Raw genomic sequence first — 11,041 nt, forward strand, 5'->3', positions numbered from 1 at the left:
CACCGAATCGTGCCGGGACCACTTTCGGGCGCATGGCGCCGGCCTGCGGGAACGCGGCTTTTCGCGCGGTGGCGCGCAGTTCCGCGCTCACCCGACCCGGTGGCCCGGCCCGCACCCGCGACGGCCCGGACGCACACTTCCGGCATGCGTTGCCTTTTCCGGTTCGGGTTCACCGCTGTCTTCGCGTTGGCGGCCTGTGGTGGCCCCGCACCCGTCGCCCCGGCGCCCGCACCGCCGCGCCCGGAGCCCGCCGCCGCGCCGGCCCGCATCACGCCCGCCGCCGCCCGTCAGGTCGGTGCCGACGAGCTGGGCCGGGTGCCGGTGCTGATGTACCACCGCATCGTCGCGCAGCCGAAGTCGGTCTATGAGCGCACGCCCGCCGACTTCACGGCGGAACTCGAGCGCCTCGCGGCCGAGGACTACGTCCCGATCACGACGGCGGAACTGGTGTCCCGCCGGGTCGACCTCCCGGCGGGAGCGCACCCGGTGGTCCTGACGTTCGACGACGGCGACCCGACGGTGTTCCGCCTGAGCCCGCAGGGCCAGCCGGAGGCGGGAACGGCGATCCGGATCCTGTTGGACGTCGCGGCGGCGCACCCGCGGTTCCGCCCGGTGGCGAGCGTGTACGTCAACGAGCACCCGTTCGGCGGCGACCCGGACGGCCGCGCGCTGCGCTGGCTCGCCGACCACGGCTTCGAGATCGGCAACCACACGCGCCGCCACACGAACCTGCGCACGGCAACGGAAGCCGCGGCCACGGCGGCGATCGCGGAGGAGGACGCGCTGATCCGCCAGGCGGTGCCGGGCTACCAGCCGAAGACCCTCGCGCTGCCGTACGGGAGCCGCCCGCACCGGCCGGACCTGGCGGTGCAGGGACCGGGTTACGCGTACGGCGGCGCGCTGCTGGTGGGGGCGGGCCCGGCACCGTCACCGTGTTCGAGCAAGTTCGACCCGGCGGCGATCCCCCGGATCCGCTCGCAGTCGGCGGGCAAGGAGGCGGAGTACGGATCGGCCCACTGGCTCGACGAGCTGGGCGCGCCATCGGCTCACCGCTACACATCGGACGGCGACCCGTCGACGGTGTCGTACCCGCGGTCCGAGGGCGCGGCGGCGCCGGAGTGTGCGAGCGTGGCCCTTGCCTACTGAACGCCACCCGATGGCCCGCGTCGACTGGCTCCCCCAGCCACGCCGCCGGCCGCAGCCCGGGACAGCGGTGAAGTCGCCCCGCATCCCGGCCCCGGCGGCTCGAACGGCTCCGGCTCCGGCTCCGGCTCCGGCTCCGGCTCCGGCTCCGGCTCCGGCTCCGGCTCCGGCTCCGGCTCCGGTAGAAGAAAAGCCGGGTGGCCCGGTGGCACCGGCCCGCGAGGCTCAAGTCGCGGCGGCCCCGGTGGCTCCGCCCATGCCGAGTCGCCCGGCCACGCCGAGCCCGGCATCCGCGCCGGAGCCACGCACGTCGGCCGAGGCAACGATCGCGCCGGCCCGCCCGGCCCCGGGGCCGGCTGCGCCGGAGCCCCGGACCACCGAACCAACCCAATCGGCGCGCCCAAACCCCGCGGCGCAGGGCCCGGCTCCCGCGCCGTGCACCTCGACCGAAACCTATGCCCCGCCCACCACAACCCACGCGGCGCACCCTGCCCCCGCGGGGCAGCGCCCGGCACCCGCCCCCGAGCCACTCACCGCGGCCGCAACCGAGGCCCCACCCACCACAACCCACGCGGCGCACCCCGCCCCAGCCGCACCGGGCCCGGCAGCCGCCCCCGAACCCGCTGCCCTGCCCGAAACGGCAGTCCCAGCCGCACCAGCTCGCCCGGCAACCACGAACCCGTCCTTCGCTGCCGAGCCGACCCACTCCGCCCGGCACCCCGGCACCATCTCCGTCGCCCCCGCGATCTCGGTCGGCCCGCCGGCCCCCCGAGTCCCGCACCCCCGCGCCGCCACCCCCGAACCACCCGCTCCATCCCTCGCACCACCAGCCCCCAAGCCGGCCCAAGCCGCCTGGTGGCCGCCCGCTGTGCTCGTCTTCGCCGTCGCCCTTGCCCTTGCCCTTCTTCTCACCCCCGAAGCCGCCCAGCCCCGGCGGGTCTCCGGGGTCGCCTCCGCCCAGCCCACCACGACGACCACACCCCCGAAAGCAGCCCCCGAACCCGCCGCCCTGCCCGAAGGCGTTCCCGTCACCGAAACCGGCGAGGGGACCTGGCACGTCGTCCCCGGCGGGGGGCACGACATCGGTACCGGGGAAAAGCTCCTCACCTACACCGTCGAAATCGAGGACGGTGTCGACCTCGCCGGCTTCGGCCACGACGTCGACACCGTCCTCGCCGACCCTCGTGGCTGGGCCGGCCGAGGCGACGTCACCTTCCGGCGGGTCGACGGCGGCGACCCCGACGTCCGGATCAGCCTGACCACCCCCGGCACCGCGCGGCGCCCGGACCTCTGCGGCTTCAGCATCCCCTTCGACTCCTCCTGCCGCCTTTCGCGCGACCACCGGATCGTCGTCAACCTCGCCCGGTGGCTCCGCGGCGCCCACTCCTACGACGGCGACCTCCCCGGCTACCGCGCCTACGCCATCAACCACGAGATGGGCCACGCCCTCGGCCTCGGCCACGTCGGCTGTCCCGCCCCCGGTGCGCCGGCGCCGGTGATGATGCAGCAGACCTTCGGGCTCTCCAACACCTACCTCGCGAACCTCAACCGCGCCGAACCCGGTGCCGCCACGAAGGTCCAGCCGGACGGCGCCGTGTGCCGCCCGAACCCCTGGCCGCGCTGACTGGTTTGGACCGCCGCCCGGCGGGGTACCCGCCGCCCCTCTGGGAGGGGTGTGCCATGGTGCGGAAACTTCTGGCCGGTACGACGACGATCCTGCTCCTCGCCGGGTGCGGCGGGGTCGGCAGCGGTGGCGATACCGAAGCCACCTTGACGACCATGGGCTTCGGCCTCGGCGACGAGATCGCCACCACCCGGGCCGACCTGGCGGGCAAGGCGATCGCGCCCGCCACCGTCAAGATCGGCGGGAGTGCCTTCGACGCCCAGCAGTTCCTCGCCTCCGTCGCGTCGCACACCCCACCGGACCTCGTCTACCTCGACCGTCAGCTCCTCGGCACCTACGCCGCCCGCGGCACCCTCGAACCCCTCACCGACTGCATCGCGAAGCAGCACATCGATGTCAGCCAGTACCGGCCCGCCGCACTCGAGGAAGTCACCCTCGACGGCAAGGTCTACGGCCTGCCCGAGTTCTACGACAACCGGGTCCTGCTGGTGAACGACGCCGCCGTCGAAGCGGGCGGGCTGACACCCCGGGACGTCGATCCCGCGGACCGGGCGAAGCTGACCACGGCCGCGCAGAAACTCACCGTCCGCAGCGGCGGCGGGCTGTCGCGGATCGGCTTCGACCCGAAGATCCCCGAGTTCCTCCCGCTGTGGGCCAAGGCCAACGGCGTGCAGATGCTCAGCGACGACGGCCGCACCGCGCACCTCGACGATCCGCGGCTGGCCGAAGCCCTGACGTACGCCAAGTCGCTGATCGACGCCCAGGGCGGCTGGAGCGCGGTGAAGGCCTTCCGCGACTCGTTCGACTTCTTCGGCGAGAAGAACCCGTTCAAGCAGGGCCAGCTGGCGGCCACCCTGATGGACGACTGGTACCTCAACGTCCTCGCCAACTACTCCCCCGACGTGCGGATCTCCGCGGCGCCGTTCACCGACACCGCCGGCACCCCGATCGACTGGGTCACCGGCAGCGCCTGGGTCATCCCGGCCGGCAGCACCCACAAGGAACAGGCCTGCACCTGGATCAAGACGATGACCGACGCACCGGCGTGGATCGCCGCCGCCAAGGCGCGCGCCGAGAAGCGGAAAGCCGCCGGCAAGGCGTTCACCGGCGTCTACACCGGCAACCGCGTCGCCGACCAGGAGATCTTCGGCAGTCTCGTGCAGCTGGCCGACCGGCCCGCGTTCGACGCCGCCGTCCGGACCGTGCTCAAAGCCCAGGACAGCGCTTTCACCATGCCCGCCTCCCCAGCCGGTTCCGAGTTCAAGACGGCGTGGCAGAACGCCGTCAACCGCGTGCTGTCGGGCGAGCAGCAGCCCGCCGACGCCCTGCGCCAGGGCCAGCAGGAAGCCCAGCGGGCGCTGGACGCCGCCCGGTGAAGCGGCGTACGCGAGACGCCTGGGCCGCGTATGCCTTCCTGTCCCCCTGGATGATCGGGTTCGCCGTCTTCATGGCGCTCCCGATGATCGCCAGCCTCGTCCTCTCCTTCACCGACTACGACGCCCTGCGCTCGCCGGACGCCGTCGGCTGGGCCAACTACCAGCGGCTCCTCGAAGACCCGGCGGTGCACAGGAGCCTGGTCAACACGCTCATGTACACCGTCATGTCGGTGCCCGCCACGATGGCCGTCTCGCTGGCGCTGGCCTCGCTCCTCACGCGGGCCGGGCGCCGGTCGGCCGGGTTCTTCCGCACGGTGTTCTACCTGCCCGAAATCACCCCGAAAGTCGCCGTCGGCGTGCTGTTCCTGATCCTGTTCAACGGCCAGGCCGGCCTGGTCAACGCCGCGCTCGGGCTGGTCGGCATCGACGGTCCACAGTGGAGCACCGACGGCCCGTGGGTGAAGCCGGGCCTGGTGCTCATGCACCTGTGGTCGGTCGGCAGCACGGTGGTGATCTACCTGGCCGCGCTGCGCGGCGTGCCGCGGGAGCTGTACGAGGCCGCCGAGCTCGACGGCGCGTCGGCGTGGCAGCGGTTCCGGCGGATCACCGTCCCGATGATCAGCGGCGCGCTGTTCTTCACCCTGATCGTCCAGACGATCGCGGCGCTGCAGTCGTTCGACGAGGCCTACACCGCGTTCTACGGCTCCGCGGCCTCGGCGACCTACAGCAACGACGCGGCGCTGTTCTACCTGATCTACCTCTTCCAGCAGGCCTTCGAGTTCCTCCACCTGGGGTACGCCTCGGCGATGGCGTGGCTGCTGTTCGTCGTCATCCTGGCGATCACGCTGGTGCAGGTCCGGCTGAGCCGCCGGTTCGTGTACTACGAGGGCGGTGACCGGTGACGGCCCGCCGGGTGGTCCGCTGGACGGCGCTGGCCGCGGCGACGGTGCTGTTCCTCTACCCGTTCGTCTGGCTGCTCAGCGCGTCGGTGAAGCCGCGCGCGCAGGTCTTCGACAACCTGCTCATCCCCCGCACCTGGGCCTGGGACAACTACGTCGAGATCTGGCGGGCCGCGCCGGTCGCGGCCTGGTTCGTCAACAGCGTCGTGGTGTCGCTGGCGGCGGCCGTGGCGGTGACGCTGACCAGCTCGCTGGTGGCGTTCGGCTTCGCCTACTTCCGCTTCCCCGGCCGCAGCGCGCTCTTCGGCCTGGTGCTGGCCACGATGATGCTCCCGGCCGCGGTGACGATGATCCCGGTGTACCTGATCTGGAACAGCGTCGGCCTGGCGCACACGCAGGTGCCGCTGTGGGCCGGGAACCTGTTCGGCAGCGCGTTCTACATCTTCCTGCTGCGCCAGTTCTTCCTCGGCCTGCCGCGCGAGGTGTTCGAGGCCGCCCGCGTCGACGGCGCGAGCCACTGGACGCTGTTCTGGCGCATCGCCGTGCCGCTGTGCCGCCCGGCGCTGATCGTCAGCTTTGTGTTCGAGCTCAAGGCGAGCTGGTCGGACCTGCTCAAGCCGCTGATCTACCTGCGCGACCCGGCGCTGTACACGCTGCCCCGCGGGCTCAAGGCGCTGTCCGACCAGTTCGGCCAGGCCGGCGAGCAGCGGTGGGAGATCGTGCTGGCCGGCAGCGTCATCACGACCGTGCCGCTGCTGATCGTGTTCTTCGTGGCGCAGCGCCACTTCCTCGCCGGGATCACGACGGAAGGTCCCACGGCCACTCGGTGAGCGCGGTGCGCATCAGGCGGGCCGCGGCGGGCAGGCGGTCGCCCGCGGCCCAGAACAGCGTGATCGTGCGCCGGCAGTCCGGGCTGTCCACCGGGATCCAGGCGACCGGCACCTGCGCGGCGACGCGGCGGGCCATCGCCGGGTTGAGCCCGACGCCCATCCCGGCGCTGATGAGTTCCTGGATCGCGCCCGGTTCGTCGCCCTCGAAGACGATCTTCGGGGTCAGGTCGCGGGCGGCGAAGAGCCGGTCGAGCAGCCGCCGGTGCCAGTGCCCGCGCCGGGCGGTGACGAACGGCTCGCCGGCGAGGTCTTCGACGCTCACCGAGGCACGGTCCGCCAGCCGGTGCCCGAGCGGGGTGGCCAGCAGCACCGGCTCGTCGAGCAGCCGCACCCCGGCCAGCCCGTCGTCGGGGATCGGTTGCGAGGCAACGCACAGATCGACCTCGTGGGCCCGCAGCGCCCGCGCCATCGCCTCGGCGGGCAGCTGGTGCAGCTCGATCTCGACGTCCGGGTGGGCCCGCTTGAACGCGGCGAGCGGCCGGGTGAGCGTGAGGAAGGTTTCCGACGCCAGCCGCACCGTGCCGAAGCCCTCCGCGTCGGCGACCGCACGCCGCCCCGCGTCCAGCTCCCCGAGGGCGCGCTCGACGTAGCCGCGGAAGAGCTTTCCGGCGTCGTTGAGCCGGAGCCGGCCGGCCCGGTCGAACAACGGTGTGCCGAGCTCGTTCTCCAGCCGCGCGATGGTGCGGCTCAGCGACGGCTGGGCGACGCGCAGCTCTTCGGCCGCGCGGCTGAGGTGCTCCAGCCGGGCCACCACGAGGAACTGCCGCAGCGTCCCCAGGTCCACGTCATGGCTCCCGCGTCATAACGGCATAGCGATATTGATCTTAGACATGATGACTTCCCGGTCATAGCTTCGGAGTGTGGAAAGAACCGGGAAAGCGAGTGGGGTGCTGCGGGTCGTGGCGAGCGCGCACCTGGTGGCGATCGCCGGTCAGCCGGTGTTCGCCGGGGTGTACCTCAGCGGCGACTACGACGGTCTGCGCCTGCACGCGACCGGAGCCGACGTCGTCACGTCGCTCGGGTACGCGCAGCTGATCGTCGCGATCGTGGTGTGGGTCCGGCTGCGGCGGGCGTGGCCGTTCGCCGCCACGGCGGCGGTGGTGACCGCGGAGACGGTCCAGTACTTCGCCGGGCTGGACGGCGCTTTGTGGCTGCACCTGCCACTGGGGGTGCTGACCGTCGCCGGGCTGGTCGTGCTGGTCGTCGCCCTGTGGCGCCGCCGGTGGGAGGCCGTCGATGCGTGATCTGAGCCGTCGCCAGGTGCTGCGCCTCGGCGGCGCCTTCGGCCTGCTTATCGCCACCGGGCTGTCCACCGCGGCCGCGCTGTCCCGGCGGCCGGCGCTCACCGGCGCCGAACTCCGCAGCGCCGTCCCGCTGCCGCCGCCGTTCCGGGTGCCGCTTCCGCTGCCCCGGGTGCTGCCACCGGTGGCTCCCGGCCGCTTCGAGATCACCCAGCGCGTGGCGGACATCGAGATCCTGCCCGGGATCCGGACGCCGATGTGGACCTACGACGGCACGTTCCCGGGGCCGACGATCGAGTCGCGCCGGGGCGAGCCGGTCACCGTGACCCACCGCAACGAGCTGCCCGTGCCGACCGTCGTGCACCTCCACGGCGGCCGGACGCCGGCGGACTCCGACGGCTACCCGACCGACCTGGTGCTGCCCGCGGACTGGACTCCCGTCCACCACGCGATGTCCGACCCGCGGGCCGTGCGGACCCGCCTCACCCGCAGCTACACGTTCCCGCTCGACCAGCGGCCGGCGCTGCTCTGGTACCACGACCACCGGATGGACTTCACGGCCCCGGCGATCTGGCGCGGCCTCGCCGGACTGCACATCGTGCGCGACGACGCCGAAGAAGCGCTCGGGCTTCCCGCGGGAGCGCGGGAACTGCCGCTGCTGATCGCCGACCGCGCGTTCGCCGCCGACGGCAGTCTCGACTACCCGTCGGTGGACGGCACGCTGCGGGACCGGCCGGGCGTGCGGGAGAGCTTCCTGGGCGGGGTGCTCGGCGACGTGCTCCTCGTCAACGGCGCGCCGTGGCCGGTGCACGAAGTGGACGCGGCCCGGTACCGGCTGCGGATCCTCAACGCGTCGAACGCCCGGCACTACGAACTCGAGGCGGTCACCGACGACGGGCGCCGGCTCCCGCTCGTCCAGATCGGCGCCGACCAAGGGCTGCTCGCCGCGCCCGTCACCCACGCCACCCTGCCGGTCGGGCCGGCCGAGCGCTACGACGTCGTCGTGGACTTCGCGGGCGTCCCGGTCGGCGGCCTTGTCCGGCTGCGCAACCGGCTCGGCTCCGGGCGCACCGCCGAAGTAATGGCCTTCCGGGTCGCGCGCCGCGCCCGGGACGACAGCCGCGTTCCCGCTGTCCTGTCGACGGATCTGCCGTCGTGGGACCGGCCGGTCCGGGTCCGCGACTTCTCCTTCCGCGCCGGTCAGCTGGACCACGGGCGCGGCTGGCTGATCGGCGGGCGGGCGTTCGACCCGGCCCGCACGGACGTCACCGTCCCCCTCGGCGACGTCGAGGTGTGGCGGCTGGTCGCCGACGTCCACCACCCGGTGCACCTGCACCTGGCGGGGTTCCGCGTGCTCTCGCGCGGCGGGCGGCCGCCGCTGCCGCACGACGCCGGGCTCAAGGACACCGTTTCGCTGCGCCCGGGCGAAGCGGCGGAGATCATCACCCGCTTCGACGGCTACCGCGGCCGGTACCTCTTCCACTGCCACAACGCCGAACACGAGGACATGGGCATGATGGCGAACCTCGAAATCACCTGACACGGGCTGTCGCGCTTCGTCACCCGGTCGTGGCGGGGTCGATCTCCAACGGGGGTCGGCAAACCAGCCCTGACCACCTGAGGCGCGGGTTCCGCTGGGCCGGACGGGCAAGGACCACCAAGCCCGAGTGAATCTTCTTGTCCCTGCGAAACTCCCGCCACTAGCGTCTTCCGTGAGGGACCGGATCCCTTTCCTGTCAAGGAAACGAACGAGGAGTGCCATCGATGACCGCTCTCGAGAAGCCCGTGACCCGCACCGCGTACCAGCAGTCGGTCGCCGACTACTGGAACGCGGAGAAGGATCCGGTGAACCTCCGGCTGGGCGATGTCGACGGGCTCTACCACCACCACTACGGCCTCGGCGACTACGACCCGGCCGTGCTCGAAACCCCGGCCGCCACGCGCGACGAAGCGATCATCGCGGAGATGCACCGGCTCGAGACCGCGCAGGCGGACGTCCTGCTCGACCACCTGGGCCCGATCGCGCCGGAGGACCGGCTGCTCGACGCCGGCTGCGGCCGCGGCGGCACGAGCGTCATGGCCCACCTGCGGTTCGGCTGCCAGGTCGACGGCATCTCCATTTCGGAGCAGCAGGTCGGGTTCGCCAACGCGCACGTGCGGCAGCGCGGGATCGACGGCTCGGTGCGCTACCACCTGAAGAACATGCTCGACACCGGCTTCGAATCCGGGATGTTCCAGGGCATCTGGAACAACGAGAGCACGATGTACGTGGACCTGAACGACTTGTTCGCCGAGCACGCGCGGCAGCTCAAGCCCGGCGGCCGGTACGTGACGATCACCGGGTGCTACAACGACGTCACGGGCGGCCGGTCGCGCGCGGTGAGCCAGATCGACCAGCACTACATCTGCAACATCCACGCCCGCGGCGACTACTTCAAGGCGCTGGCCGCCAACGGGTTCGTGCCGATCAACGTCGTCGACCTGACCGCGGCGACGATCCCCTACTGGGAGCTGCGGGAGAAGTCGTCGGTCGCCACCGGCATCGAAAAGCCGTTCCTGACCGCCTATCGCGAGGGCAGTTTCCACTACCTGCTGATCGCCGCCGACCGCGTCTGAGGCGGGCGGGGTGACCGGGGAGAGCACCACTTGTCCACAATGGACCGCCGGCGGGCTGCCGGCGGTGCCGTTCGGGCTGGGGACGTCGGCGGCGCGGATCGCGACGCAGTTCGCGCCCGCGCCCGGGCCGGACCCGGCGTACGCGTACCTGCCGTGGGGTGACGGCAGCGCGTCGCCGCTGTACTGCCCGGTCCAGGGCCGGGTCGACGACGGCCTGGCCGCCGAAGTCGACCGGCGGCTGGTCGCCTGGGCGGCGGACTGCGGGTTCACCGGCAAGGGCCTGGAGCAGATCGCCGGCGCCGGGTTCGGCCGGCTGGCGATGCTCGCCCACACCGACTGCGACGACCCGGACCGGCTGCTCGTCGCCGCGCAGCTCAACGCGGTCTGGTGGGCGGCCGACGACTACTACGCCGACGACAGCACGCTCGGCGCGGCGCCGACCGAGCTCCCGCCGCGGCTGGCGCTGGTCATGGCGGCCATGGACCCCGTCGCCCCGGCCGGGGAGTTCACGCCTCCGCTGGAAGAGGCGTTGCGCAGCGACCCGATCCTCGTCGGGCTGCACTCGGCGATCGGCCACCTGGGCCGGCACGGTTCGCCGGTGCTCGTGCAGCGGGTCTGCTACGCGACGTTCTCGATGTTCGTCAGCTGGGACGCCTACGCGGCGTGGCGACACACCGGGCGGTACCCACCGGCGTGGGAGTACCTGGCGGCCCGCCAGCACGACAGCTTCTACACGTCGATGACCTTGGTCGACGCCGTCGGCGGTTACGAGCTGGCCGCGCCGTTCTACTACGACCCGCGCGTGCGCGAAGCGATGATGCGGGCTGGGACGGCGTCGGTGCTGGTCAACGACCTGCACTCGGTGGCCAAGGACGCAGCCGATGAGAAACCGGTCTGCAACATGGTGCTGCAGATCGCCGCCGACCGGGACTGCCCGGTCGAGGAGGCGGTGGAGGCCACCGTCGAGCTGCACAACAAGATCGTCCACGAGTTCGAGGACGGCCACCGGGAGCTGCTGGCCGTGCCGTCGCCGGAGCTGCAGCGCTTCCTCGTGGGTGTCCGTTCCTGGATGGGCGGCGGCTTCACCTGGCACGCCACCAATCCCCGCTACCAGTGATTGGGGTTTCGTTGTGACTGTCACCGACCCGGTGGGATCCGAGCAGGTGGAATCCGAGCAGGCGCCGTCGAGCTTGGGGCGGGCGGCGGCCCGGACCCTGGCCACGACGACCAAGTCGGTCCCGCAGATGCAGGG

At 72.4% G+C, this 11,041-nt stretch carries 10 protein-coding genes; 9 read left to right on the forward strand and 1 reads right to left on the reverse strand.

The window, feature by feature from the left end; translation table 11 throughout:
* Window positions 1-144: 144 nt before the first annotated feature.
* The 5 genes from H5965_RS45840 to H5965_RS45860 all read left to right on the forward strand — a co-directional run bounded on the left by H5965_RS45840 (window position 145) and on the right by H5965_RS45860 (window position 5,872).
* Complete coding sequence (locus H5965_RS45840; RefSeq protein WP_310977613.1) at window positions 145-1,146, forward strand: polysaccharide deacetylase family protein; 1,002 nt, start codon at window positions 145-147, stop codon at window positions 1,144-1,146.
* An 865-nt stretch (window positions 1,147-2,011) separates the two neighbouring features.
* Window positions 2,012-2,767, forward strand: a complete 756-nt coding sequence (locus H5965_RS45845) for a DUF3152 domain-containing protein (RefSeq protein ID WP_310977614.1) — start codon at window positions 2,012-2,014, stop codon at window positions 2,765-2,767.
* Between the two features lie 56 nt (window positions 2,768-2,823).
* Window positions 2,824-4,143 carry an extracellular solute-binding protein gene (locus H5965_RS45850; protein WP_310977615.1) on the forward strand — a complete coding sequence of 440 codons (1,320 nt, stop codon included), beginning with the start codon at window positions 2,824-2,826 and terminating at the stop codon, window positions 4,141-4,143.
* Window positions 4,140-5,045 (forward strand): sugar ABC transporter permease, encoded by a 906-nt coding sequence (locus tag H5965_RS45855; RefSeq protein ID WP_310977616.1) that lies wholly within the window; start codon window positions 4,140-4,142, stop codon window positions 5,043-5,045. Before H5965_RS45850 ends, H5965_RS45855 begins: the two co-directional genes overlap by 4 nt.
* Window positions 5,042-5,872, forward strand: a complete 831-nt coding sequence (locus H5965_RS45860; RefSeq protein ID WP_310977617.1) for a carbohydrate ABC transporter permease — start codon at window positions 5,042-5,044, stop codon at window positions 5,870-5,872. Before H5965_RS45855 ends, H5965_RS45860 begins: the two co-directional genes overlap by 4 nt.
* Here H5965_RS45860 and H5965_RS45865 read toward each other — a convergent pair.
* Window positions 5,841-6,716, reverse strand: coding sequence for a LysR family transcriptional regulator (locus tag H5965_RS45865; protein ID WP_310977618.1), 876 nt, complete (start codon window positions 6,714-6,716; stop codon window positions 5,841-5,843). The genes H5965_RS45860 and H5965_RS45865 overlap by 32 nt on opposite strands.
* A 76-nt stretch (window positions 6,717-6,792) precedes the next feature.
* Between H5965_RS45865 and H5965_RS45870 the strand changes: the two genes are divergently transcribed.
* The 4 genes from H5965_RS45870 (at window position 6,793) to H5965_RS45885 (ending at window position 10,906) form a co-directional block, all read left to right on the forward strand.
* Window positions 6,793-7,176, forward strand: a complete 384-nt coding sequence (locus H5965_RS45870; protein WP_310977619.1) for a hypothetical protein — start codon at window positions 6,793-6,795, stop codon at window positions 7,174-7,176.
* On the forward strand, window positions 7,169-8,713 hold the full coding sequence (locus H5965_RS45875; RefSeq protein WP_310977620.1) for a multicopper oxidase domain-containing protein: 1,545 nt from the start codon (window positions 7,169-7,171) through the stop codon (window positions 8,711-8,713). The genes H5965_RS45870 and H5965_RS45875 overlap by 8 nt, the downstream gene beginning before the upstream one ends.
* Window positions 8,714-8,937: 224 nt before the next feature.
* Complete coding sequence (locus H5965_RS45880) at window positions 8,938-9,789, forward strand: geranyl diphosphate 2-C-methyltransferase (protein WP_310977621.1); 852 nt, start codon at window positions 8,938-8,940, stop codon at window positions 9,787-9,789.
* Window positions 9,790-9,799: 10 nt separating this feature from the next.
* Window positions 9,800-10,906, forward strand: a complete 1,107-nt coding sequence (locus tag H5965_RS45885) for a family 2 encapsulin nanocompartment cargo protein terpene cyclase (protein ID WP_310977622.1) — start codon at window positions 9,800-9,802, stop codon at window positions 10,904-10,906.
* Window positions 10,907-11,041: the final 135 nt, after the last annotated feature.

Origin of the sequence: Amycolatopsis sp. 505 (assembly GCF_031625235.1) — a bacterium.
Lineage (GTDB): Bacteria > Actinomycetota > Actinomycetes > Mycobacteriales > Pseudonocardiaceae > Amycolatopsis.

Bases quoted from the DNA above. Each gene is read 5' to 3' on its own strand.
- H5965_RS45840 (WP_310977613.1), top strand. From the start codon at position 145: ATGCGTTGCCTTTTCCGGTTCGGGTTCACCGCTGTCTTCGCGTTGGCG.
- H5965_RS45850 (WP_310977615.1), top strand. From the start codon at position 2,824: ATGGTGCGGAAACTTCTGGCCGGTACGACGACGATCCTGCTCCTCGCC.
- H5965_RS45875 (WP_310977620.1), top strand. From the start codon at position 7,169: ATGCGTGATCTGAGCCGTCGCCAGGTGCTGCGCCTCGGCGGCGCCTTC.
- H5965_RS45880 (WP_310977621.1), top strand. From the start codon at position 8,938: ATGACCGCTCTCGAGAAGCCCGTGACCCGCACCGCGTACCAGCAGTCG.